Source organism: Dryocola clanedunensis (assembly GCF_038405435.1).
Classification (GTDB): Bacteria; Pseudomonadota; Gammaproteobacteria; order Enterobacterales; family Enterobacteriaceae; genus Dryocola; species Dryocola clanedunensis_A.
This window is the reverse complement of record NZ_JBBYHZ010000013.1, coordinates 22,650-47,284: the sequence shown is the minus strand read 5'-3', so window position 1 is coordinate 47,284 and position 24,635 is coordinate 22,650. Positions and strand designations below refer to the sequence as shown.

At 56.0% G+C, this 24,635-nt stretch carries 26 protein-coding genes; 10 read left to right on the top strand and 16 right to left on the bottom strand.

Translation table 11 applies throughout. The annotated features are described in order from the left end of the window. Positions 1-21: 21 nt before the first annotated feature. The 4 genes from grxC (at position 22) to cysE (ending at position 2,742) form a co-directional block, all read left to right on the top strand. The gene (grxC, locus tag AAE045_RS20395; protein WP_202305791.1) at positions 22-273 is read left to right on the top strand and encodes a glutaredoxin 3; all 252 of its coding nucleotides are present in this window, start codon (positions 22-24) and stop codon (positions 271-273) included. Positions 274-334: 61 nt separating this feature from the next. Beyond that, positions 335-811: a protein-export chaperone SecB gene (gene secB / locus AAE045_RS20390; protein ID WP_455549258.1), complete on the top strand. Its 477-nt coding sequence runs from the start codon at positions 335-337 to the stop codon at positions 809-811. Continuing rightward, the gene (gene gpsA / locus AAE045_RS20385) at positions 811-1,830 is read left to right on the top strand and encodes an NAD(P)H-dependent glycerol-3-phosphate dehydrogenase (RefSeq protein WP_455426258.1); all 1,020 of its coding nucleotides are present in this window, start codon (positions 811-813) and stop codon (positions 1,828-1,830) included. The genes secB and gpsA overlap by 1 nt, the downstream gene beginning before the upstream one ends. A 90-nt stretch (positions 1,831-1,920) precedes the next feature. Beyond that, positions 1,921-2,742, top strand: a complete 822-nt coding sequence (gene cysE / locus AAE045_RS20380) for a serine O-acetyltransferase (RefSeq protein ID WP_202305787.1) — start codon at positions 1,921-1,923, stop codon at positions 2,740-2,742. Here cysE and trmL read toward each other — a convergent pair. From trmL to cpxR, 3 genes are all read right to left on the bottom strand, one after another. After that, positions 2,739-3,212 carry a tRNA (uridine(34)/cytosine(34)/5-carboxymethylaminomethyluridine(34)-2'-O)-methyltransferase TrmL gene (trmL, locus tag AAE045_RS20375; protein WP_455549257.1) on the bottom strand — a complete coding sequence of 158 codons (474 nt, stop codon included), beginning with the start codon at positions 3,210-3,212 and terminating at the stop codon, positions 2,739-2,741. The genes cysE and trmL overlap by 4 nt on opposite strands. A gap of 79 nt (positions 3,213-3,291) precedes the next feature. After that, positions 3,292-4,668 carry a two-component system sensor histidine kinase CpxA gene (cpxA, locus tag AAE045_RS20370; RefSeq protein ID WP_455426255.1) on the bottom strand — a complete coding sequence of 459 codons (1,377 nt, stop codon included), beginning with the start codon at positions 4,666-4,668 and terminating at the stop codon, positions 3,292-3,294. Next, complete coding sequence (gene cpxR / locus AAE045_RS20365; protein ID WP_455426254.1) at positions 4,665-5,363, bottom strand: response regulator transcription factor CpxR; 699 nt, start codon at positions 5,361-5,363, stop codon at positions 4,665-4,667. Before cpxR ends, cpxA begins: the two co-directional genes overlap by 4 nt. A gap of 150 nt (positions 5,364-5,513) precedes the next feature. Between cpxR and cpxP the strand changes: the two genes are divergently transcribed. The 4 genes from cpxP (at position 5,514) to sbp (ending at position 9,338) form a co-directional block, all read left to right on the top strand. After that, complete coding sequence (gene cpxP, locus AAE045_RS20360; protein ID WP_455549256.1) at positions 5,514-6,026, top strand: cell-envelope stress modulator CpxP; 513 nt, start codon at positions 5,514-5,516, stop codon at positions 6,024-6,026. Between the two features lie 123 nt (positions 6,027-6,149). Beyond that, entirely contained in the window at positions 6,150-7,052 is a 903-nt protein-coding gene (gene fieF, locus AAE045_RS20355) for a CDF family cation-efflux transporter FieF (protein ID WP_455549255.1), read from the top strand. Between the two features lie 186 nt (positions 7,053-7,238). Then, positions 7,239-8,201: a 6-phosphofructokinase gene (pfkA, locus tag AAE045_RS20350; RefSeq protein WP_202305770.1), complete on the top strand. Its 963-nt coding sequence runs from the start codon at positions 7,239-7,241 to the stop codon at positions 8,199-8,201. 147 nt (positions 8,202-8,348) lie between these two features. Continuing rightward, on the top strand, positions 8,349-9,338 hold the full coding sequence (sbp, locus tag AAE045_RS20345) for a sulfate/thiosulfate ABC transporter substrate-binding protein Sbp (protein ID WP_202305768.1): 990 nt from the start codon (positions 8,349-8,351) through the stop codon (positions 9,336-9,338). A gap of 60 nt (positions 9,339-9,398) precedes the next feature. On the opposite strand, the gene tpiA is transcribed toward sbp, so the two are convergent. Further along, positions 9,399-10,166, bottom strand: coding sequence for a triose-phosphate isomerase (tpiA, locus tag AAE045_RS20340; RefSeq protein WP_455549254.1), 768 nt, complete (start codon positions 10,164-10,166; stop codon positions 9,399-9,401). 109 nt (positions 10,167-10,275) lie between these two features. After that, positions 10,276-10,875 (bottom strand): YiiQ family protein, encoded by a 600-nt coding sequence (locus tag AAE045_RS20335; protein WP_455549253.1) that lies wholly within the window; start codon positions 10,873-10,875, stop codon positions 10,276-10,278. A gap of 112 nt (positions 10,876-10,987) precedes the next feature. Here AAE045_RS20335 and AAE045_RS20330 point away from each other — a divergent pair, with 112 nt between their 5' ends. Next, the gene (locus AAE045_RS20330) at positions 10,988-11,407 is read left to right on the top strand and encodes a DUF805 domain-containing protein (RefSeq protein WP_455549252.1); all 420 of its coding nucleotides are present in this window, start codon (positions 10,988-10,990) and stop codon (positions 11,405-11,407) included. Here the strand turns inward: AAE045_RS20330 and fpr are convergent, their stop codons facing one another. From fpr to AAE045_RS20310, 4 genes are all read right to left on the bottom strand, one after another. After that, positions 11,408-12,154 carry a ferredoxin--NADP(+) reductase gene (gene fpr, locus AAE045_RS20325; protein ID WP_455549251.1) on the bottom strand — a complete coding sequence of 249 codons (747 nt, stop codon included), beginning with the start codon at positions 12,152-12,154 and terminating at the stop codon, positions 11,408-11,410. A gap of 98 nt (positions 12,155-12,252) precedes the next feature. Continuing rightward, positions 12,253-13,263, bottom strand: a complete 1,011-nt coding sequence (glpX, locus tag AAE045_RS20320; RefSeq protein WP_455549250.1) for a class II fructose-bisphosphatase — start codon at positions 13,261-13,263, stop codon at positions 12,253-12,255. Between the two features lie 99 nt (positions 13,264-13,362). Then, positions 13,363-14,877, bottom strand: coding sequence for a glycerol kinase GlpK (gene glpK, locus AAE045_RS20315; RefSeq protein ID WP_455549249.1), 1,515 nt, complete (start codon positions 14,875-14,877; stop codon positions 13,363-13,365). Positions 14,878-14,902: 25 nt separating this feature from the next. Further along, positions 14,903-15,754: an MIP/aquaporin family protein gene (locus AAE045_RS20310; protein WP_455549248.1), complete on the bottom strand. Its 852-nt coding sequence runs from the start codon at positions 15,752-15,754 to the stop codon at positions 14,903-14,905. A 439-nt stretch (positions 15,755-16,193) separates the two neighbouring features. Here AAE045_RS20310 and zapB point away from each other — a divergent pair, with 439 nt between their 5' ends. Further along, positions 16,194-16,433 carry a septal ring assembly protein ZapB gene (gene zapB, locus AAE045_RS20305; RefSeq protein WP_455426243.1) on the top strand — a complete coding sequence of 80 codons (240 nt, stop codon included), beginning with the start codon at positions 16,194-16,196 and terminating at the stop codon, positions 16,431-16,433. 59 nt (positions 16,434-16,492) lie between these two features. Here zapB and rraA read toward each other — a convergent pair whose 3' ends face one another. The 7 genes from rraA to priA form a co-directional block, all read right to left on the bottom strand. After that, entirely contained in the window at positions 16,493-16,978 is a 486-nt protein-coding gene (gene rraA / locus AAE045_RS20300; protein ID WP_455549247.1) for a ribonuclease E activity regulator RraA, read from the bottom strand. Between the two features lie 92 nt (positions 16,979-17,070). Then, positions 17,071-18,000, bottom strand: a complete 930-nt coding sequence (menA, locus tag AAE045_RS20295) for a 1,4-dihydroxy-2-naphthoate polyprenyltransferase (protein WP_455549246.1) — start codon at positions 17,998-18,000, stop codon at positions 17,071-17,073. 75 nt (positions 18,001-18,075) lie between these two features. After that, a complete protein-coding gene (hslU, locus tag AAE045_RS20290; protein ID WP_455426240.1) occupies positions 18,076-19,410 on the bottom strand; it encodes an ATP-dependent protease ATPase subunit HslU in 1,335 nt (444 codons plus the stop codon). Positions 19,411-19,419: 9 nt separating this feature from the next. Then, complete coding sequence (gene hslV / locus AAE045_RS20285; RefSeq protein ID WP_455426239.1) at positions 19,420-19,950, bottom strand: ATP-dependent protease subunit HslV; 531 nt, start codon at positions 19,948-19,950, stop codon at positions 19,420-19,422. A 90-nt stretch (positions 19,951-20,040) separates the two neighbouring features. Then, positions 20,041-21,060 carry a cell division protein FtsN gene (gene ftsN, locus AAE045_RS20280; protein WP_455549245.1) on the bottom strand — a complete coding sequence of 340 codons (1,020 nt, stop codon included), beginning with the start codon at positions 21,058-21,060 and terminating at the stop codon, positions 20,041-20,043. An 88-nt stretch (positions 21,061-21,148) separates the two neighbouring features. Then, the gene (cytR, locus tag AAE045_RS20275; RefSeq protein ID WP_455549244.1) at positions 21,149-22,183 is read right to left on the bottom strand and encodes a DNA-binding transcriptional regulator CytR; all 1,035 of its coding nucleotides are present in this window, start codon (positions 22,181-22,183) and stop codon (positions 21,149-21,151) included. Between the two features lie 164 nt (positions 22,184-22,347). Continuing rightward, positions 22,348-24,543, bottom strand: coding sequence for a primosomal protein N' (priA, locus tag AAE045_RS20270; protein WP_455549243.1), 2,196 nt, complete (start codon positions 24,541-24,543; stop codon positions 22,348-22,350). Between the last annotated feature and the right edge of the window lie 92 nt (positions 24,544-24,635).

The window sequence follows — 24,635 nt, the reverse complement described above, 5'->3', positions numbered from 1 at the left end:
GCTTTCATTCTGAGGTAAGCCATGGCGAACATTGAGATCTATACCAAAGCAACCTGCCCGTTTTGCCACCGTGCAAAAGACCTGCTTAACAGCAAAGGGGTGGCTTTCCAGGAGTTGCCGATTGATGGTGATGCCATCAAGCGTGAAGAGATGATCAAGCGCAGTGGCCGCACCACGGTGCCGCAGATTTTTATTGACGCACAGCACATTGGCGGCTGTGATGACTTGTACGCGCTTGATGCACGTGGTGGACTCGATTCCCTGCTGCGATAGCGAGATTTGTCTGCCGTTAGAAACGGATTAAGGACGCATTAATTTTTAAGGGTTTATAAAAATGTCAGAACAAAACAACACAGAAATGGCTTTCCAGATTCAGCGCGTTTACACCAAGGATATCTCTTTCGAAGCGCCAAATGCGCCGCACGTCTTCCAGAAAGACTGGCAGCCAGAAGTTAAACTGGATCTGGACACCGCTTCCAGCCAGCTGGCAGACGACGTGTATGAAGTAGTACTGCGTGTCACCGTGACCGCAACCCTGGGCGAAGACACTGCATTCCTGTGCGAAGTTCAGCAGGCTGGTATCTTCTCTATCGGCGGTATCGAAGGCACGCAAATGGCACACTGCCTGGGTGCGTACTGCCCGAACATTCTGTTCCCGTATGCACGCGAAGCAATCACTAGCCTGGTTTCTCGTGGTACCTTCCCGCAGCTGAACCTTGCACCGGTTAACTTCGATGCGCTGTTCATGAGCTATCTGCAGCAGCAATCTGGCGAAGCTGGCGAAGGTGCTGAAAACCATCAGGATGCCTGATGAACAGCGTTAATGCTTCAATGACTGTGATCGGTGCCGGCTCTTACGGCACCGCTCTTGCCATCACACTGGCGAGAAATGGCCACCACGTCGTGCTGTGGGGTCATGACCCAAAACATATCGCGACCTTGCAGGCCGACCGCTGTAATGCTGCGTTCCTTCCCGACGTTCCCTTCCCGGACACGCTCCATCTTGAAACCGATTTGGCCACTGCGCTCTCTGCCAGCCGTAATATTCTGGTGGTGGTGCCAAGCCATGTCTTCGGACAGGTGCTGCGCCAGATAAAACCTCTGATGCGCGCGGATGCACGTGTGGTCTGGGCAACCAAAGGTCTGGAAGCAGAAACCGGGCGATTACTGCAGGACGTGGCTCGTGAAGCGCTGGGCGACAGCGTGCCGCTGGCCGTTATCTCCGGCCCGACCTTTGCTAAAGAGCTGGCGGCCGGACTGCCTACGGCTATTTCCCTGGCGGCTACAGACGACACTTTTGCTGACGACCTCCAGCACCTGCTGCACTGCGGCAAAAGCTTCCGCGTTTACAGCAATCCGGATTTCATCGGCGTGCAGCTCGGCGGCGCGGTGAAAAACGTCATTGCGATTGGCGCGGGGATGTCAGACGGTATTGGCTTCGGGGCTAACGCCCGTACTGCGCTGATCACGCGTGGTCTGGCGGAAATGACCCGTCTTGGCAGTGCGCTGGGTGCCTCACCGGAAACCTTCATGGGTATGGCCGGCCTGGGCGATCTGGTGCTGACTTGTACCGATAACCAGTCACGTAACCGTCGTTTCGGCATGATGCTGGGGCAGGGGGCGGACGTGGACTCGGCGCAGGAAAAAATCGGCCAGGTGGTTGAAGGCTATCGCAACACCAAAGAAGTCCGCGAGCTTGCTGCGCGGGTGGGTGTCGAAATGCCAATAACCGAGGAAATTTATCAGGTATTATATTGCGGAAAAAACGCTCGCGAGGCAGCATTAACGCTGCTTGGTAGAACACGCAAGGATGAACGAAGCGGCAACTGACTTAGTTGCGCCTGAGGGAACAATGCAACCGCAAAACTGAAGCGTCCCGGCCAGCCTGTGCCGGGCGCTGTTTTCTGTCTGGAGAGAGCAATGTCGTCTGAAGAACTGGATCTGGTGTGGAACAACATTAAAGCCGAAGCGCGAGCGCTTGCCGATTGTGAACCAATGTTGGCCAGTTTTTACCACGCGACTCTCCTCAAGCACGAAAATCTGGGCAGCGCCCTGAGCTACATGCTCGCAAATAAGCTGGCCTCTTCAATCATGCCCGCCATTGCCATTCGTGAAGTGGTGGAAGAAGCTTATGCGGCAGAGCCGCAGTTAGTTGCTTCTGCCGCCTGCGATATTCAGGCCGTCCGCACCCGTGACCCGGCGGTGGACAAATATTCCACCCCCTTGCTTTACCTGAAGGGTTTTCATGCGCTTCAGGCCTATCGTATCGGCCACTGGTTGTGGAACGAGGGGCGCCGGGCGCTGGCTATTTTCCTGCAAAACCAGGTTTCCGTCTCCTTTCAGGTCGATATCCACCCGGCGGCAAAAATTGGCTGCGGGATTATGCTCGACCACGCCACGGGCATCGTGATTGGTGAAACGGCTATCGTCGAAAACGACGTGTCGATTCTGCAGTCGGTCACCCTGGGCGGTACCGGCAAAACCAGCGGCGACCGCCATCCTAAGATCCGTGAAGGGGTGATGATTGGCGCCGGGGCGAAAATCCTCGGCAATATCGAGGTTGGGCGGGGGGCTAAGATTGGCGCAGGTTCCGTGGTGCTACAGCCGGTCCCGCCGCATACAACCGCTGCTGGCGTGCCTGCTCGCATCGTCGGTAAACCGGAGAGCGACAAGCCCGCCATCGACATGGATCAGCACTTCAACGGTGCCAACGGCGGCTTTGAGTACGGCGACGGAATTTAGCTTCTCAGCACGGCGCCTGGATAACCAAGCTGGCGCCACGCTTCATACACCACCACCGACACCGCATTAGACAGGTTCATGCTGCGGCTGTCCGGCATCATCGGAATTCGAATTTTTTGTCCCGGCGGCAGCGCGTCCAGAATGGCTGCGGGCAGCCCGCGTGTTTCCGGACCAAAGACCAGATAGTCCCCGTCCAGATAGCTCACCGCGCTATGGGCCGGTGTGCCTTTGGTGGTTAGAGCAAACAGGCGCTGGGGATTTTCCGCTTCCAGAAATGCGCTGTAGTTCACATGCCGGTTAACGGCGGCAAACTCGTGGTAATCCAGACCCGCACGACGCAGCCGCTTATCGTCCCAGCCAAACCCCGTTGGTTCGATGATATGCAGCCGGAAGCCGGTATTGGCACAAAGACGGATGATGTTGCCGGTGTTCGGCGGGATTTCAGGTTCAAACAAGACGATATTCAGCATACAACCCCCACTGGATGAGGCGCGCAGAATAGCAATTTGTGGCGGATGAAAACAGGCCCGAACGGGCCTGTTCGATACGTTACTTGCTGCGGTGGTACAGCGGCAGCCAGATGACCAGCCTCAGGCCGCCCAGCGGGCTGTCTTCGGCTTTCACCCAGCCACGGTGCTGCTGAACGGCGGTTTCCACGATGGCGAGGCCTAAACCGGTACCGCCAGACTCACGGTCCCTTGCCTCATCCGTACGGTAGAACGGACGGAAGATCTGTTCGCGGTCTTCCGGACTCACGCCTGGACCATCATCGTCTACGGTTGCGGTAATTCCCTGGTTATCGACAGAGAAATTAACGGCTATTTTCGTATGCGAGTAGCGCAGGGCGTTACGAACAATGTTTTCCAGCGCGCTTTCCAGCGAGTTCGGGTTGCCGTACAGCAGCCACGGCCCCGGCGGATAGGTGACCTCCAGCGATTTACCCATCTGCTCGGCTTCGAAGGCGGCGTTATCCAGCACTTCTGACCAGATTTGATTCGCCTTCATCGTCTCGCTTGCCAGCGCGTTTTTCTGCTGGTTGCGGGACATGACCAGCAGATCGTTAATCATACCGTCCAGGCGCTGCGCTTCGGTTTCAATACGCTCCAGCTCTTTGCTTTCCCCGGCCTTACGACGCAGCAGGGCGGTGCCCAGCTGCAGGCGGGTCAGCGGCGTGCGCAGTTCGTGAGATATATCCGACAGCAGCCGCTGCTGGGTGGTCATCATTCTTTCAAGCGCCATCACCATCTGGTTAAAGCTGGCCCCTGCGGCAAGAAATTCCTGCGGCCCGGATTCCAGCTCCGGATGCTGGCGTAAATTCCCCTGGGCAACCTCGTCCGCGGCGTTTTTCAGCTTACGAGCGGGTTTTGCCAGGCTCCAGGCGAGCCAGAGCAGCAGCGGAGAGCTGACCAGCATGGTAACAATCAGCAGCAGGAGCGGCCTGTCAAACAGCAGGTTGATAAAGTCAGACTGGGAGCTGCTTGCCGGGCGAATCAGATACAGCTGGTAGTTGTCTTCCCCGTCACGCACGGAAAACGGCCCCACCAGCTCAACGCGACCATACTTTTTCTTTTGCGGATGATCGGAGTTGTCAGACTGGCCGATAAAGTTACGGATAATCTGCATTTCGTTGCGCTGGGCGCCAATGACACGCCCTTCGCTGGTGACCAGCAGCAGACGCTGGCCAGGAGGTGCCCACTTGTCGATGGCCCGGAACAGTCGGCGCCACCACATCAGGTCATTCGGCGGGTCGTTTTCGAGCTCCGCCTCGACGTGCTGTTCGATCATCGTGCCTTGACGTTGCTCATTTTCCATCAGCTCGGTCATCTGACGCGAATCCAGCTTCGGCAGCATCAGTACCAGCATCAGCACCAGCGCCAGCGTCAACCAGAAGATGGCAAAAATACGCGCGGTAAGGCTACTTATCATGAAGCGGAGACCATCAGATAGCCACGGCCACGCAGGGTTTTGAACCACGGATGCCCGTCTTTACGGTCAGGCAATTTGCGGCGCAGGTTGGAAATATGCATATCGATGGCACGGTCAAACGGCGTCAGACGCTTCCCTAAAACTTCCTGACTCAGATGTTCGCGGGAAACAACCTGGCCTAAATGCTGGGCCAGCAGATACAACAGGGTGAATTCGGTACCGGTCAAATCCAGCGCCATGCCGTCAAAGCTGGCTTCCTGGCGGCCAGGGTTCAGGCTCAGTCCGTCGACTTCAACCGTTGGCGATCCGTTGTCGCTGTTTTGCTGCTGCTCGCTCCAGTGGGAACGGCGCAAAATAGCGCGTATACGGGCCACCAGCTCACGATCGTTAAAAGGTTTAGGGAGATAGTCATCTGCGCCCAGTTCAAGGCCCAGAACGCGGTCCAGCTCGCTTCCGCGTGCGGTCAGCATAATGACAGGTGTCTGGTGTGTCTGGCGAAGCTCTTTCAAAGTATCGATGCCGTTCTTTTTCGGCATCATCACGTCGAGCAATAACAGGTCGATGCTGTCGTCCAAAAGCTCCAACGCTTGTTCGCCGTCGTGGGCGACCGTTACGTTAAAACCTTCCATGTCGAGCAGTTCCTTCAACAGGGAAGTAAGCTCTCGGTCATCATCAACTAGCAGAATTTTATTCATTGTTAAATTACCTCCGAGGCAGAAATTACGTCATCAAGGCGCGCTAATCCATGACTTTACGTTGTTTTACACCCCCTGACGCTTGTTTGCAGCGGGAATCGTAGACTGGCTCTCGTTGAATCGCAGCACACAAGATTTCGGGAGCAAGTGATGCGTAATGTTACCGCTGCTGTCATGGCCTCAACACTGGCATTCGTTACCCTGTCCAGCCAGGCCACAGGATTAACGACCAGCGATAACTGGCATAACGGCGAAGAGCTAGTAAAGCGTAATGGTATTCAAAGCAGCAATATGTTTGACGGCATTAATCTGACCGAGCAGCAGCGTCAGCAAATGCGCGACCTTATGCAACGGGCAAGGCATGATAGCCCACCTGTGAACGTTAACGAAATGGAGACCATGCATAATCTGGTCACCGCTGAAAATTTTGACGAAACGGCCGTACGTGCTCAGGCAGAAAAAATGGCACAAGAACAGGTTACTCGCCAGGTTGAAATGGCGAAAGTGCGCAATCAAATGTACCGCCTGTTAACGCCTGAACAGCAGGCCGTTTTGAACGACAAACACCAGCAGCGCATGAATCAGTTTCGTGAGCTTGCGGATCTGCAGCGGAGTACCTCGTTGCAGGCACTGAGTAGTAGCAGTACCCGTAGTAACCAGTAACAACCCTGTTTTCCTTGCCATAGACACCATCCCTGTCTTCCCCGCCCACAAGGCGGGGTTTTTTTTGCCTTAACGTTCAGATGAATCCGCTATACTAGCCAGCATTAATTTGTTGGAGCCCCTATGAATCAACAGTATGGGCAGCTGGTCAGCCGTGCGGCGATCGCTGCAACGGTAATGGCATCGCTGTTACTTTTGATCAAAATTTTCGCGTGGTGGTATACCGGCTCGGTCAGTATTCTGGCGGCTCTGGTGGACTCGCTGGTGGATATTGCTGCCTCGCTGACCAACCTTCTGGTCGTCCGTTATTCTCTGCAGCCCGCAGACGAAGAGCACACGTTCGGCCACGGTAAAGCAGAATCTCTGGCGGCGCTGGCGCAAAGCATGTTTATTTCGGGATCTGCGCTGTTTCTGTTCCTGACGGGGATTCAGCATCTGGCCGAACCGTCCCCGATGAAACAACCTGTGGTGGGTATCGTGGTGACGGTTATTGCGCTGGTAAGCACGCTGATTCTGGTCACCTTCCAGCGCTGGGTGGTAAGAAAAACACAAAGCCAGGCGGTACGGGCCGACATGCTTCATTATCAGTCTGATGTTATGATGAACGGTGCGATTCTGGTGGCGCTGGCGTTATCCTGGTATGGCTGGCATCGGGCTGATTCATTGTTTGCATTAGGGATCGGCGTCTATATTTTGTATAACGCGATCCGCATGGGCCACGAGGCCGTTCAGTCACTGTTAGATCGCGCTCTGCCCGAGTCGGAGCACCAGGCCATTATCGATATTGTCACGTCGTGGCCGGGGGTGCGTGGGGCGCACGATTTACGAACGCGGCAGTCAGGGCCGACCCGCTTTATTCAGATTCATATCGAAATGGAAGACAATTTACCGCTTGTTCAGGCACACGTGATTGCCGAACAGGTGGAACAGGCGATCCTGCATCGCTTCCCTGGTTCGGATGTGATTATTCACCAGGATCCCTGCTCGGTCGTCCCGACAGGGCAGCAAGGGCAGTTTGAGCGGTAATTAACGTTGTAGAAAAGCAGACATCGGCGGCATTTTTTGGATACATTTACCGCTAATTGGCCTGACCTGAATCAATTCAGCTGGAAGCGGTTGTTATACTATTTGCAGCAGAGTCGATGCCTCGGTTTGCCCGTAGGCTGTTTCCGGCAACAGGATTAATTTTGCATTCAAAGTTTAGAGGTAGTCATGATCAAAAAAATTGGTGTGTTGACGAGTGGCGGTGATGCGCCGGGCATGAACGCGGCGATTCGCGGTGTGGTTCGTGCAGCTTTGTCAGAAGGTCTGGAAGTTGCGGGTGTTTATGATGGCTACCTGGGCCTGTACGAAGACCGTATGGTCAATCTGGACCGCTACAGCGTCTCCGACATGATTAACCGTGGCGGTACGTTCCTGGGCTCTGCTCGTTTCCCAGAGTTCCGCGATGAGAAAATCCGCGCGGTTGCTATCGAAAACCTCAAAAAACGCGGGATTGATGCGCTGGTTGTTATCGGCGGCGACGGCTCCTACATGGGTGCCAAGCGCCTGACCGAGATGGGCTTCCCGTGCATCGGCCTGCCGGGCACCATTGATAACGACATCAAAGGCACCGACTACACCATTGGTTTCTTCACCGCGCTGGAAACAGTGGTCGAAGCCATCGACCGCCTGCGTGATACCTCTTCATCCCACCAGCGTATCTCTATCGTAGAAGTTATGGGTCGCTACTGCGGCGATCTGACTCTGGCTGCATCCATTGCCGGTGGCTGTGAGTTTGTTGTCCTGCCGGAAGTCGAGTTTAACCGTGAAGACCTGGTTGCTGAAATCAAAGCGGGCATCGCGAAGGGTAAAAAACACGCTATCGTGGCGATTACCGAGCACATCTGCGACATCGACGAACTGGCTCAGTACATCGAGACAGAAACCAAGCGCGAAACCCGCGCAACCGTCCTGGGCCATATCCAGCGCGGTGGTTCCCCGGTTGCTTACGACCGCATCCTGGCTTCCCGCATGGGCGCTTACTCCATTGAGCTTCTGCTGGAAGGCCACGGCGGTCGCTGTGTCGGCATCCAGAACGAGAAGCTGGTTCACCACGACATCATCGACGCTATCGAAAGCATGAAGCGTCCGTTCAAAGGTGACTGGCTGGACTGCGCCAAGAAGCTGTACTAATTCAGCTTTCTGATGAGGCCGGGGAAACCCGGCCTTTTTTATGCGCCTCTATATTCCCCATGGTTATAGCCAATCTTTTTTTATTCTTTAATCAATGGATAACTTTCTGGCAGGCTGAGTTCATCAAAGTAAATAAGAGAGCGTGCGATGAACAAGTGGGGAGTGGGACTTACATTACTTTTGGCGTCTGGCAGCGTATTAGCGAAAGACATTCAGCTACTTAACGTTTCCTACGACCCGACGCGCGAGTTGTATGAAGAGTACAACAAGGCCTTCAGCGCACACTGGAAACAGCAAACCGGCGACGACGTGGTGATTCGCCAGTCTCATGGTGGCTCCGGTAAACAGGCAACGTCAGTTATTAACGGCATTGAAGCGGACGTGGTAACCCTCGCGCTGGCCTATGACGTTGACGCCATTGCCGAACGCGGGCGCATTGATAAAAACTGGATCAAGCGTCTGCCGGATAACTCCGCGCCGTACACGTCCACCATTGTTTTCCTGGTGCGCAAAGGTAACCCGAAGCAAATTCATGACTGGAACGATCTGATTAAGCCGGGCGTATCCGTCATCACCCCGAACCCGAAAAGCTCCGGTGGCGCACGCTGGAACTATCTTGCCGCGTGGGGCTATGCCCTGCACCACAACAACAATGACCAGGCGAAAGCTCAGGACTTCGTGAAGGCGCTCTATAAAAACGTAGAAGTGCTCGATTCCGGCGCCCGTGGCTCAACGAACACCTTTGTGGAACGCGGGATTGGCGACGTGCTGATTGCGTGGGAAAACGAAGCGCTGCTGGCAACCAACGAGCTGGGTAAAGACAAATTTGAAATCGTCACGCCGAGCGAGTCGATTCTGGCGGAGCCAACCGTCTCTGTCGTCGACAAAGTCGTTGATAAGAAAGGGACCCAGAAAGTTGCCGAAGAGTATCTGAAGTATCTGTATTCGCCGCAGGGCCAGGAGATCGCCGCGAAGAACTACTATCGTCCGCGCGACGCAGAAGTCGCGAAGAAATACGAAAGCGCTTTCCCGAAACTGAAGCTGTTTACTATCGATCAGGAATTCGGCGGCTGGACCAAAGCCCAGAAAGAGCACTTCTCTAACGGCGGAACGTTCGACCAGATCAGTAAGCGCTAACCTACTGTATGACAAACAAAAAAGGCTCCGCAAGGGAGCCTTTTTTCATTCCAGCGAAACTTACGCTTTTTTCGCTTCTGCTGCTGCTTTAACGATGACCGCGAAAGCGTCAGCCTTCAGGGATGCACCGCCAACCAGCGCGCCGTCGATGTCCGGCTGGGCAAACAGTTCTGCCGCGTTCTTATCGTTAACGGAACCGCCGTACTGGATGATGACCTGTTCAGCCACTTTTGCGTCGGCTTTAGCGATGTGATCGCGGATGAATTTGTGCACGGCCTGAGCCTGAGCTGGGGTAGCTGATTTGCCAGTACCGATTGCCCACACTGGTTCGTAAGCGATAACTGCGCCTTCGAATGCTGCTGCGCCCTGAGTTTTCAGAACCGCGTCAATCTGGCGCGCGCAAACTTCTTCAGTTTTACCCGCTTCGTTTTCCGCGTCGGTTTCGCCGATGCACAGAACAGGGGTCAGGCCGACCTGTTTCAGGACTGCGAACTGCTTCGCAATCTGCTCGTCAGATTCAGCGTGATAGGTGCGGCGCTCGGAGTGACCGATGATGATGTATTTAGCACCGATATCTTTCAGCATGTCAGCGGAGATTTCACCGGTGAATGCGCCAGACAGGTTCACGTCAACGTTCTGAGCACCAAGAATGATGTGGCTACCGGAAGCGGCGTGTTTTGCCAGGTCCAGATAGACGGTAGGAGGAGCGATTGCTACGCCACAACCATCAACGCCAGCCAGCTCTTTGCGCAGGCCCGCGATCAGCTCGTGAACCATGTGCTTGCTGCCGTTTAGTTTCCAGTTACCCATCACTAAAGGATGTCGCATTTTAATTCTCCACAAGGTCATGCAAATTAAAAAATGGCTGCCCTGAGGGCAGCATGGTCTGTGAAACAGTATAGAGACTCAAAGGGCGAAAGGCTTTGCTTTTTGTCATTTATTCGCCGTTGTTCAGGCTATCCGAAAGCGCCAGCTTAATCGGTTCAACAGCCACGGTTAGCCCTTTTTCACCGTTATCTGACACCACATAGCGCAAAGCCCCTTCGTTCTGGGCCAGATAGCGTTTGTTTTTCCCCGCGCTCAGCAGCTTGCTCAATCTTTCCTGGCTTTGCTGCTTTGAGTAGGTCGGCGCAAAGCTCCTGAGCAGGGCGGCCATATACTCCATTGCTTTCGCGCGCGCGGCTTTTTGCTCCGGTCCCTGAATCGGCAGCCAGGTCATCTGCATGGATTTGATTTTAAGCGTGCCGCGCTCCAGCGCCGTTGAGGCATAGAGATTTTCATTAATCTTGCTCGCCGCGCGGGTCAGGTTGGCTTTGTCGCGGCTGGAGTCGATGGAGCGAAATTCGCTAATCTGCAGCGTCGGGTTATCGATATTAAACTTCTCCCGAAACTGGGCGATAGTCAGGTCGAACGTGGGGGAGCCGGGCAGTAAATAAGGGGCCGCAGGCAGCTCGGGTGGCGTGTCGGATGGGGGATCTGCACGGCTCACCGCAACGGGCAGCGTAAAGAGCGCGAGGGCACAGAGCAGATATTTCATCGACAGCTTCTCCTGTTAGTGGTTATGCGATTAAATCGGCATTCCGTCGGCTTGTCAAAAACCAGCGCCACCAGGGTACACTACGCGGCATAAATTTATTAAGGACCTCACCATGACCATACAGCAGTGGCTGTTCAACTTTAATGGCCGCATCGGACGCCGCGACTTCTGGATCTGGATAGGCGTGTGGATTGTCGCGCTGGCGATCATTTTTACCCTCGCCGGTGCGGAGCTTATCTCCTACTCCATTGCCGGGCTGGCGCTGTCCGGCTCGCTGATCCCAACGGCGGCGGTTATTGTTAAGCGGCTGCACGATCGCAACAAGAAAGGCTGGTGGGCGCTGATGTTTATCCCGGCCTGGCTACTGCTGGCGGGTAACTGGGAAGTATTCGGTTCGCTGGCGCAGTGGGGGTTAGGGCGTTTCATCCCCACGCTGATTTTTGTCATGATGCTTATCGACCTGGGCGCGTTTGTCGGCACCCAGGGCGAGAACCGCTTCGGTAAAGATACCAGCGACGTGAAATACCGCTAATTACCAGTAGTGCTCGGCGGTCATATGGCCCGGACGGCGGCGCAGGTGTTTGGCCATCTGCCGGGTCTCTTTCAGCAACTGCTGGGTATCACGCACCATCTGCGGGTTACCGCACAGCATCACATGGCTGGTTTCCGTGTCCATCGGCAGGCCTACCGCTGCTTCCAGCTCGCCGCTCTCAATCAGCGCAGGTACGCGCCCGGTGAGTGAGCCCGCAATCGTTTCGCGGCTGACCACGGTCTGAATGCGTAATTTCCCTTCATAGCGCTGCTGCAATGCCTGCATCAATGGCAGATAGCTCAGGTCGTTGGCGTAGCGCACGGCGTGGAGCAGGACGATATTTTCGAAGCGCTCAAGATCTTTGCCTTCCTGAAGGATGGAAAGATAAGGGCCGAGCGCGGTGCCGGTCGCCAGCATCCACAGCGTTTTGCAGTTGGGGACCTCATCCAGCACGAAGAACCCGGCGGCCTCGCTGACCAGCATAATCTCGTCACCCGGCTGCATCACGTGCAGGCGAGGGCTGAGCTTTCCCTCCGGCACGTTAACCAGATAGAACTCTAAATCAGGATTACCCGGTGCGTTGACGTACGAATAGGCACGCTGCACGCGCTCGCCGTCAATTTCCATTCCCAGCTTGGTAAACTGCCCGGCGGTAAACGGCGCAACGGGAGCCTGTACCGTCAGGCTGAAAAGAGAATCGGTCCAGTGCTGAACCTGAGTGACTTTACCTTTAACCCAATCCGCCATGCTGCGCTCCTGTGCTTGCTGTTGCCTTATCTTCACCAGAAAAGTGAGCAATATCCAGCCCTGGCGGGCCGGAAAGCTCAATCAGACAAACGGCAGATTTACAGAATATGGCTCTGCACGTCCGGGTCTTTACGGTCGAGGAAGTGGATGGATTTGATACGGCGGATGGTGCGTGACTTACCGCGAATCAGCAGCGTTTCCGTCGTCGCCATATTGCCTTTGCGGGTGATCCCCTCAAGCAGATCGCCCTTGGTGATGCCGGTGGCAGAGAAAATGACGTTGTCGTTGTGCGCCATGTCATCCAGCTTTAACACCTTGCCCGCCTCAATGCCCATCGCCTTGCAGCGCTCCAGCTCCTGTTCGCCAAGAACGCGGTTCTCTTCGCTGTCGCCTTTAACGTGATGGCGGGCCAGCAGGCGCCCCTGCATATCGCCGTCCAGCGCACGAATCACCGCTGCTGAAATAACACCCTCCGGCGCGCCGCCGATACCGTACATGACGTCCACTTCGCTGTCTGGCATACAGGTCAGAATAGAGGCGGCTACGTCGCCGTCAGGAATGGCAAACACGCGCACGCCGAGCTTTTGCATTTCGGCGATGGTGGCGTCGTGGCGTGGTTTGGCAAGAATCGTCACGGTGAGCTCGCTCAGCGGCTTGTTCAGCGCGACGGCGATATTGTGCAGGTTCTGCGCCAGCGGCAGGTTCAGGTCGATGATGCCCTTCGCTCCGGGACCGACAATCAGCTTTTCCATGTACATATCCGGCGCGTTCAGGAACGTGCCTTTATCACCCACGGCCAGCACGGCCAGCGCGTTGGCCTGGCCCATTGCGGTCATGCGGGTGCCCTCGATGGGATCGACGGCGATATCTACCGCGTCGCCTTTCCCGGTCCCGACTTTTTCGCCGATATAGAGCATGGGTGCTTCGTCGATTTCCCCTTCGCCAATCACAATCTGGCCGTCGATATTCACCTGATTAAGGACGATACGCATGGCGTGTACGGCAGCGCCGTCGGCGGTATTTTTGTCGCCACGGCCCAGCCATTTATAGCCAGCAAGGGCGGCAGCTTCGGTCACGCGGGAGAATTCAATCGCAAGTTCACGTTTCATAGAGGGCTCTTTTAACAAAACAGAATTGCGGCGAAGTGTAGCATAGAAAGACCCCTCTCCTTTGAGGGAGAGGGGTAGGGTGAAGCGGAAAAGTAGTGCTTAAGACTCGTCGTGCTCTTCCCAGGCCAGCGCGCGTTTAACGGCTTTTTTCCAGCCGGCATAGCGGAAGTTACGCTCGGTGGTTTCGATGCCCGGACGGAACTCTTTCTCGATAACTGCTTTTTCATTGACCTCGTTCAGATCCTCCCAGAAACCAACGGCGAGGCCGGCCAGATAGGCTGCGCCTAACGCGGTCACTTCGCGCACTTCCGGGCGTTCTACACGGGTGCCTAAAATATCGGCCTGGAACTGCATCAGGAAGTTATTAGCAACCGCACCGCCGTCCACGCGAAGAGCGTGCAGACGAATACCCGAATCAGCCTGCATTGCTTCCAGCACGTCGCGCGTCTGGTAGGCGATAGATTCCAGCGTGGCACGAATAATGTGGTTAGAGTTCACCCCACGGGTCAGGCCGAAGATCGCGCCACGGGCATACGGGTCCCAATATGGCGCGCCGAGGCCGGTAAACGCCGGAACGACGTAGACCCCGTTGGTGTCCTTCACCTTGGTGGCGAAATATTCCGAGTCGAACGCATCGCTGATGAGCTTCATCTCGTCGCGCAGCCACTGGATGGAAGCGCCAGCCATGAACACCGCGCCTTCCAGAGCGTAGTTCACTTCGCCGCGTGGCCCGCAGGCTATCGTAGTCAGCAGCCCGTGGCTGGACGTGACCGCCTTCTCGCCGGTGTTCATCAGCATAAAGCAGCCGGTGCCGTAGGTGTTTTTCGCCATGCCCTCTTTCACGCACAGCTGGCCGAACAGCGCCGCCTGCTGGTCACCTGCGATACCCGCGATAGGGATACGCGTGCCGCCTTTACCGCCGATGTTAGTCTGGCCGTAAACTTCAGAAGATTTGCGAGCTTCCGGCAGCATGGCGCGCGGGATATCCAGCGCTTCCAGCATTCGGTCATCCCAGTCCAGCTCGTGAATGTTGAACAGCATGGTACGTGACGCGTTGGTGTAGTCCGTGACGTGTACGCGTCCCTGAGTCATTTTCCAGATAAGCCAGGTGTCGATGGTCCCGAACAGCAGTTCACCGCGACGAGCGCGCTCACGGGAGCCTTCAACGTGGTCGAGGATCCACTTCACTTTGGTGCCGGAGAAGTACGGGTCGATGACCAGGCCGGTATTGTGGCGGATATACTCTTCCATGCCGTCACGCTTGAGCTTCTCGCAGATTTCAGCGGTACGACGGCACTGCCAGACAATGGCGTTATAAATCGGCTTGCCGGTTTCGCGCTCCCACACCACGGTGGTTTCACGCTGGTTGGTGATGCCGATGGCGGCAATCTGGTCGGAATTAATGTCTGCCTTAGCCAGCACTTCTACCAGCGTTGAGCTTTGCGTGGCCCAGATTTCCATCGGGTCGTGCTCAACCCAGCCGGGCTTAGGATAGATCTGCTCAAATTCACGCTGCGAGACGCTGATAATATTGGCGTCATGATCCAGGACGACGGCGCGGGAGCTGGTGGTGCCCTGGTCGAGCGCGACAATATACTTTTTTTCTGTGGTCATAATTTTGTCCTGAAGTCAGTGGAGCTTAAGAAACATTTTGCTGCGTCGAGGAGGCCTGCGTTTTCTCTTCGGCATCCTCGCAAACGTCGCACGGCAAGTGACGACCAATGAATTTACGATACCCGAACGCGCCTAATATCGCGCCCGTCAGCGGGCCAAAAACGGGTACCAGGAAGTAAGGAATATCTTTGCCGCCGGTAAAGGCGACTTCGCCCCAGCCCGCAAGCCAGGCAAACAGTTTTGGTCCAAAGTCACGGGCCGGGTTCATGGCGAAGCCGGTTAATGGCCCCATAGATGCGCCAATGACCGCAATCAGCAGGCCAATCAGCAGCGGCGCCAGCGGCCCACGGGGAACGCCGTTGCCGTCGTCGGTTAGCGCCAGAATCAAGCCCATCAGAATTGCGGTAATCACCATCTCAACGGCAAATGCCTGCACCAGGTTGATATGCGGGTTTGGATAGGTTGAGAAGATCCCGGCTAATTCAAGGCTCTCTACGCTGCCGCGTACCATGTGGTGGGTTTGTTCATAATCGAGGAAAAGATTGTAATACAGGCCGTAGACCAGCGCCGCTGAGCAGAACGCCCCTGCGATCTGGGACACAATAAACGGCAAAACTTTGCGGCGCTCGAAGCAGGCGAAAAGCCACAGTGCAACGGTGACGGCAGGGTTGAGGTGCGCACCGGAAACTCCGGCGGTCAAGTAGATAGCCATCGCCACCCCTAACCCCCAGATGATGCTGATTTCCCACTGCCCGAAGCTTGCGCCTGCCACTTTTAACGCGGCCACGCATCCGACACCGAAGAAAATCAACAACGCGGTGCCCATAAACTCTGCGATGCACTGGCCTTTTAAGGTTGGAGTAGCTGTCTGACTCATAGTAGGGTCCTGAAGGCAAAATTAGTGATTATTGTAAGTTGAGCGTCCATGCCACCCTTATGCCGTGTAGGCATAGTGTTAATTTATCGTTAACGAACATAAACGAGAAATATCGAACTTAAATTTTGCGTGTCACGTCAAGAAAATGCGCGTTTACGCGCTAAAAGAGGCGCACTATCACACAGGATCGGCAGGGGAGCGTCGGCGAAATGTTAATCATGCTGTTAACAACCAGAGGCTAACAAGGCGGCTGACTTTCAGCATATGCTTAAAAACGTCCTGTAACGCAATGAGCACGGGAAGCCGCTGGACACGCCGTGCTGCGCTACTTACAATCGGGTAACGCTGCGTGGTGCGCATATGTTCATTAAGGCGTCGCCGGTCAGGCCGGGACGAGGATAGTCATCCATCAACGCCTTGCAATTCAGGAGAGATTGGAATGTCATTTGAAGTGTTTGAAAAACTAGAATCGAAAGTACAGCAGGCGATTGACACTATCACGTTGTTACAGATGGAAATCGAAGAGCTGAAAGAAAAAAATAACAGCCTGGCTCAGGAAGTGCAGCAGGCGCAGGGTAATCACGAAGAGCTGATCCGTGAGAACAGTTCTCTGAAAGAACAACAGCATGTCTGGCAGGAGCGCTTACACGCGCTGCTGGGCAAGATGGAAGAAGTTTAAGCTCAGGCTTAAAATAAAACGGGCGCTCTGGGGCGCCCGTTTTGCTATGCGGAATCGGCTTATTCGATATCGAGCGGATCTTCTGAAAGGATAATGCCGGTATTGTCGGCGTACAGATGATCGCCTGAGAAGAAGGTGACGCCGCCAAAGTTAACGCGCACATCGCTCTCGCCGATGCCTTCACCCGTAGAACCTACCGGAATGGCCGCAATGGCCTGAATGCCGATATCCAGCTCTTCCAGGTCGTCTACCTGACGCACGGCACCGTAAACCACAATGCCTTCCCACTCGTTCTGCGCCGCAAGGCGAGCCAGCTCTGCATCGACCAGGGCGCGGCGCACTGAGCCACCGCCGTCGACCAGTAGAATGCGGCCACGGCCATTCTGTTCGAGCAGATCGTAAAGCAACCCGTTGTCCTCGAAACATTTCACCGTAATGATTTGCCCGCCAAAGGACGACCGCCCACCAAAGTTGGAAAACAGCGGTTCAACGACGTTGACATCTTCCTGATAGATGTCGCAAAGCTCGGAAGTATCATATTTCATAGGATTAAGGTCCATCTGCTGCCGGAGTTGTCAGTATATCGCTTAATGTTAACTGTTGGCAAAACCATCAATTGTTAATTGATATTTATCAGCTAAAAATGGACCGTGCTGAGCACCACGCCCAGCGCAAACAGCAGGTTAATCAACAGCGCCGCTTTTACCGTCCGCTCAAGCATTGGGCGCATGGCCGCAGGGGTTGTTTCACGTGCGACATAGCGCGCCTGGCTGATAAGCAGCGGTGCCGCCAGCACGAACAGCCAGCCCCAGATGCTTTTTAGCCAGACAAGATTAAAGACTGCGAGGCACAGCAGCGCCCCCATCAGCAGGCAGACGTGATAACGGCGTGCCAGTACTGGCCCGAGGCGCACCGCAAGGGTGTTTTTGCCGTTTTCACGATCGCTGTCGATATCGCGTAAGTTATTAATATTCAGCACGGCCGTAGCCAGCAGGCCACAGGCTGTTGCGGGCAGGAACACCAGAGGTGCCAGCGTATGCGCCTGCAAATACCAGCTTCCCGCCACGCTCAGCCAGCCAAAGAAGACCAGCACGGAGATATCACCCAGCCCCATGTAGCCGTATGGGCGGGTGCCCACGGTATAGGTGATGGCCGCGATAATGGCCAGCAGACCCAGCACCATGAAGCCGACAAAATCAGCCCATGTCCGGCAGGCCACCGCCACCAGCGCCAGGCCCGAGATGCAAATCAGCACGACGGTAATGATTAACGCGCGCTTCATCTGCGCCTGGGTAATCACACCTTTTTGCATGCCCCGCAGCGGCCCAATACGATCTTCTTTATCGCTGCCTTTTACCGCATCACCGTAGTCGTTAGCGAGGTTAGAAAGAATCTGCAGCAGACCCGCGGTCAGCAGGGCAAGCAGAGCCACGGCGGAATCAAAGGCTCCCTGCCAGTAGGCCAGCGCGGAGCCGCAGACAATCGAGGCGAAGGCCAGAGGAAGCGTTTTAGGGCGTAAGCTTTCCAGCCACGCCTGGGTGGTGCTTACTGAGTGTGAATCGTTCATTGTTATGGATGCCAGTAATAAAAAAGGAGGGCATAAGCCCTCCATTTTCGCATGGATTCGAGATGTTGTGCGCAATTATAGAATAAAACGGCTCAAATCTTCATCCGCTACCAGCTCATCCAGATGTTTACTGACGTATTCGGCGTCAATAATGATGGACTGGCCGCTGAGGTCGCTGGCTTCGTAAGAGATATCTTCCACCAGACGCTCCAGCACGGTATGCAGACGACGGGCACCGATATTTTCAGTGGATTCGTTCACCTGCCATGCCGCCTGGGCGATACGACGAATACCGTCATCGGTAAAGTCGATGTTCACGCCTTCGGTACCCATCAGCGCCTTGTACTGCACGGTGATGGAGGCGTTTGGCTCGGTCAGGATGCGTTCGAAATCTTCAACGGTCAGCGCCTGAAGCTCCACGCGAATCGGCAGACGGCCCTGCAATTCGGGGATAAGATCGGACGGGCTTGCCACCTGGAACGCACCGGATGCGATAAATAGGATGTGGTCAGTTTTGACCATGCCGTGTTTTGTGGAAACGGTGCAGCCTTCCACCAGCGGCAGCAGGTCGCGCTGTACGCCTTCGCGGGACACGTCCGGGCCGGAGCTGTTGCCGCCGCGCTTACAGATTTTGTCGATCTCGTCGATAAACACGATGCCATGCTGCTCAACCGCGTCGATGGCGTCCTGCTTAAGCTCTTCCGGGTTCACCAGCTTCGCCGCTTCTTCTTCAATCAGCAGCTTCATCGCGTCTTTGATTTTCAGCTTGCGGGGCTTCTGCTTCTGGCCGCCCAGGTTCTGGAACATGGACTGCAGCTGGCTGGTCATCTCTTCCATGCCGGGAGGCGCCATGATTTCAACGCCCATTGGGGCTGCGGCCAGATCGATTTCGATCTCTTTATCGTCCAGCTCGCCTTCACGGAGCTTCTTGCGGAATGCCTGGCGCGCCGCAGAGGGCTCTGGTGCCGTTTCGTTCTGGCCCCAGTTGTTTTTGGCCGGTGGCAGCAGCGCATCAAGAATACGTTCTTCCGCCATCTCTTCTGCGCGATAGCGGTTTTTCTCGATGGACTGCAGGCGCACCATTTTCATCGCCGAATCGGTCAAATCGCGGATGATAGAATCCACTTCTTTACCAACATAGCCCACTTCGGTGAACTTGGTAGCTTCAACCTTGATGAACGGCGCGTTGGCAAGCTTCGCCAGACGGCGCGCAATTTCGGTTTTACCGACGCCGGTCGGGCCGATCATCAGAATGTTTTTCGGCGTCACTTCATGGCGCAGCTCTTCGTCCAGCTGCATGCGGCGCCAGCGGTTACGCAACGCAATGGCCACGGAGCGCTTGGCGTTGTCCTGGCCGATGATGTGTTTGTTCAGTTCGCTGACAATTTCGCGTGGAGTCATTTCAGACATGGGGGATCCTTACGCCTTAGACGCTAATTCTTCGATAGTATGGAAATGGTTGGTGTAGATGCAGATATCACCGGCGATCCCCAGCGATTTCTCAACGATGTCGCGTGCACCCAGTTCGCTGTTTTCCAGCAGGGCGCGCGCCGCAGCCTGGGCATACGGGCCACCAGAGCCGATGGCGATCAGGTCGTCCTCTGGCTGAATCACGTCACCGTTACCGGTGATAATCAGCGAGGCATTTTCATCGGCTACCGCCAGCAGCGCTTCGAGCTTGCGCAGCATGCGGTCGGTACGCCAGTCTTTTGCCAGCTCAACGGCGGCTTTCACCAGGTGGCCCTGATGCATTTCGAGTTTGCGTTCGAAGAGTTCGAAGAGGGTAAAGGCATCGGCCGTGCCGCCCGCAAAGCCTGCGATGACTTTGTCGTTATACAGGCGGCGAACTTTCTTCACGTTGCCTTTCATTACGGTGTTGCCGAGCGTGGCCTGGCCATCACCACCGATTACGACATGGCCGTTACGGCGCACACTAACTATTGTTGTCACGAGCAGACCCCTTATTGCATCAGCTGAATATGTGCCCTGAAGCGAATTCAGGGCTGAATGCAATTATAGATGGGGGGGAATTTGGGGGTTTCAACCCCCGCCCAGGCGAATGCAGTTTCCGTGACCAGCAATCTTCAGACGGTTAAGAGTACCGTCCGCATTTTCTTTGCCTTTGATTGGGCCAATCACCACGCGGTTCCAGCCGTTATTGGTGGTAATGCGTGAATCAAACCCTTCAAACGCCAGCTGCGCACGGACCGTTTCGGCCTGCTCGCTGCCTTTGAATGAGCCGCACTGCACCATCCAGCGTTTCTCATCCTTCGGTTTTTCCTGTGGCGCTGCCGCAGTCTGTTTTGCTGGCTCCGGCTCGCGCGTTACCGGGGCCGGTTTAGGCTGTGGCTGCGTCGCGGACTGGGTTGTACGCTGCTGGGTGTTATGCGGCGGCGTCTGCAGTAAATCCTGATACGGCTGCTGAGCCGTGGACGCTGTGCGCGGCTGCTGCTGAACGGGACGAGGCTGCTGAGTTTGCTGCACGGTACGCGGCTGCTGGTAAGGCTGTTCCGTTACGCGAGGCTGCGCACGCTGCTGCTGCGTATTCCACTGCTGCTGCTGAGTTTGCTGCTGTACCTGCTGGATCTGCTTCTGGCGCTGCAAGGTTTGCTGGCGCTGCGCCGGAGTCTGTTCGTTCCAGGGTACCTCGTTCAGCTGGGTAGGCTGCTGGCGCATGTCCGCCTGCATCTGCTCTAACAGCTGACGCTGCTCGCTGGTGAGCTGGTCCGTGTTGCGGACTTCCCCACCGGCGGTAGGTTCGGTTGGGCTGAGCACGCCCGGCTGGCGGTTTTCCAGCTCTTTAATATAGCGCCAGCGCTCTTCAGGCTTGGGCGGCAGGCCGTTGCCGGTGACCTTATGGCCCGGAAGGACCTCACTTTCATCTTTTTTATGATGGGTAATGAAGTACAGAGCACCAATAAAGGCCACCAGCACGGCGGCGGCAATGGCTACCATAGTCGGTGAGACGGATGGCAGGTTACGTTGCTTTTTGCGGGAAGTACTCTTTTTGCGCCGTGTCCCTGTCGATTGCCCGCGGCGTACATAATCTTTTTGTGCCACTATTGATTCGCTGTATTTATTCGTTTATCAGCCCGCCATGTTACTGAAGGGATGCCCCTTTGACCAGACGAGGGCGTCCTAAAGCGGTTCATTTTCTCATGCCTGGTGCGCTGGTGGTGCCTCGTTCGATAAGGTCACAGTCCAGCAGTCGCGATCCGCTGCTCACTATTTCACCGTGTAGCTGATCCAGTAACAGCAGCATAGCCTCCCGCCCGATATCGAAGCGCGGCTGTTGTACGGTGGTTAGCGGTGGGTCACAGAATTGCGACAGGGCAATATCATCGAAGCCCATGATCGATAAATCTTCGGGAATACGCAGGCCGCTGCGTTTCGCCTGCGATAACGCACCCAGCGCCATCACATCGCTGTGGCAAAAGACTGCCGTAGGCGGCACGGGGAGCGACAGGAGTTGCGCAAGCGCCTGGGCACCGGCCTCAAAAGTAAAGTCACCGCGCGCGATGTAATGGGGATCGACCGTCATGCCCGTCCGGCGTAGCGCCTGAACATAGCCTTGCAAGCGATAGTGGCAAAGCGGCATCTCCTCCGGCCCGGCAATACACGCGATTCGCTCGTGGCCCAGCTGCTGTAAATAGTAAACGGCGTTAAAGGCTGCGGTAAGGTTATCGATATGCACCGTCGGCAGCTCAAGCTCGGGGGCGAACTCGTTTGCCATAACCATCGGCGGCAGGTTGCGCTGCTCTTCCAGGCTGGCATCAAAAGGCAGCCGTGAGCCGAGCAGCAGCATGCCATCGATTTGCTTGGTGATGATCAGGTCAATAAACGTCTTTTCCTGCTGATTCTGATGGGCGCAGTCGCCAATCAGCACCAGGTAGCCCTGGTCCGCCGCGGTGACTTCAATGCCGCGGATAATTTCGCTGAAAAAGGGATCGCAGATGTCCGGCACAATCACCAGAATCGTGCGCGACTCGTTGCGTTTAGCGTTACGGCCTAACGAATGCGGTAGGTAACCAACTTCTATTGCTGCCTGTTCAACCCGGTTGCGTGTGCTTTGCGACACCTTATCGGGATTCATTAATGCACGGGATACCGTTGCGGTAGAGACTTTCGCCTGGACGGCAACATCTTTCATGGTTGCATTGGCAACCTGCTTCTTCGGCTTCAACTTCTTCTCCTCGCATGCCTTCCGCAGACTTCGACTCTTCCCTGATGTCTGATCGTGTTCACATTCTTAGCAGAATATTGATGTCGCCGGTTACAGAAATTTCATTAAAAGTGTGACGGGTAATAAATTTTTCGATCCGCTTCGCATAACGGGCCCGCCTTGTGCTAGCCCTCAATCGGATCGACATCCAGCATCCACTTCACTTTGCGGGATTCCGGCAGCGTGTTGACCAGGGCCAGCGAATGGCTAATCAGGCGCTGCAAACGGGCGCGCGAAGGGTGCTGGAGGAGGATTTGCCAGCGGAAGCGACCGCCGCGTTTTGGCTGTAAAGACGGTACCGGCCCCATGATCCACAGCTGTTCATCACGCAGGGGGCTGGACTCGAGAAGATTGCGCAGCTGCTGAAGGAAAAGCGGCGCCTGCTGATTATTATGGTCTTCCGCACGGAAGATCACGTGGCTGGTGAACGGCGGAAGGAATACCGTCTGGCGTTCGACCTGCGCCTGAGCGGCGAAGGCATCGTAGCCCTGAGTCAGCAGGGTTTGCAGCAACGGATGCTCAGGATGGTGAGTTTGCAGCACCACTTCGCCCGGCTTGCCAGCGCGTCCGGCGCGGCCTGAAACCTGGACGTAGAGCTGCGCAAAGCGTTCGGCGGCCCGGAAGTCCGCTGAGAACAGCGCGCCGTCTACATCCAGCAGGGCGACGAGCGTGACGTCCGGGAAATGGTGACCTTTCGCCAGCATCTGCGTGCCGATGAGAATCCGCGCGCCGCCGCGATGCACTTCCGCCAGCTGTTGCTCCAGAGCGCCTTTCCGGCTGGTAGTATCACGATCGATTCGCGAAAGCGGCACGTTGGGGAACATCGGCGCCAGGCTTTGCTCAAGCTGTTCAGTGCCCATCCCCACTGGCACCAGGTTGGTAGATCCGCAGCCCGGACACTGGTGGGGAATGGGGCGCTGGCTGTCGCAGTGGTGGCAGCGCAGCTGGCGGCTGCCCTGATGCAGCGTAAAATAGCGATCGCAGCGCGGGCATTCAGCTATCCATCCGCATTCGTGGCACAGCAGGGCCGGGGCGAACCCCCGGCGGTTCAGAAACAGAATCACCTGGTTGTCGGCCTGTAAATGCTGGCCAATTTTCTTGATGAGCGCCGGGGCAAGGCCCGACTTCAGCGGCTGCCCCTTCAGGTCGACAACCTGCTGGGTGGCCGGACGCGCATTCCCGGCGCGTTTTGTCAGGCGCAGCTGGCGATACTTGCCAAGCTGCACGTTATGCAGCGTCTCCAGCGCGGGAGTCGCCGAGCCCAGAATAATCGGGATGTTTTCTGCGTGCGCCCGGTACACCGCCAGGTCTCGGGCGTGGTAGCGCCAGCCCTCCTGCTGCTTGTAAGAGCTGTCGTGCTCTTCATCTATAACGATGACGCCAAGACGACAGAAAGGCGTGAAGAGAGATGAGCGTGTACCGATGACGATTGCCGCCTCGCCGCTGCGGGCTTTCAGCCACACGGCAAGACGTTCGCTGTCGTTCAGACCGGAGTGCAGCACTTCAACCGGGGCGTTAAAACGTTCGCGGAAGCGGGCGATGGTCTGCGGCGTCAGGCCGATTTCCGGCACCAGCACCAGCGCCTGTTTGCCCTGCGCGAGCACGTTTTCCAGCACGCTGAGATAGACTTCGGTTTTGCCTGACCCGGTGATCCCCGCCAGCAGCCAGGCAGAAAATTCTTTATCCGCGCTGTGGATTGCCCCTACCGCCGTGGCCTGTTCGGTATTCAGGCGTAAGCGCTCACCCGCCACGGAATAGTTCTCGCGCCAGTCCATTGTGGCCGGGGCTGAGCTTTTAAGATCGCACAGGCCTTTGGTGCGCAGCGCCTGTAAACCCTGCTCGCTGATGTCCATTTCGCCGACCTGATGACGCCAGATATTTTTCTGCCGCACCGCCGCCAGCGCCTGCTGCTGTTTAGGCGCACGCTTGAGGCTATTGATATCAACCGCCTTGCCCTCTTCGGTGGCGAACCAGTACCACAGCGGCGCATGGTGAGCGGGCTTGCCCTGGCGCAGCAGGATGGGCAGCGCGTGAAACAGGACGTCGCCAATCGGGTGATGGTAATAATCTTTTGCCCACAGCAAAACGCGCCACAGCGAGGCCGGAAATAGCGACTCGCCGTCCAGCACATCCGCAACAGGTTTCAGGTCGCTTAAAGGCAGTTCGCTCTTTTCACTCACGGAAACGACAATGCCTACCGCCTCGCGTTTACCGAACGGCACCATAACGCGACAGCCAGCCGCCACCTGCATTCCCACGGGGATCAGATAATCAAAAGTTCGGGCAAGTGGAACCGGCAGGGCAACGTGAGCAACAGGCATGAAAGCATCCGGGGTGATAAAAAAGACGAGATAGTGTACACTGTGTGTTCGCGAAATTGCGGATCAGTTTGCAAGCACCTGCGGGATTCTGT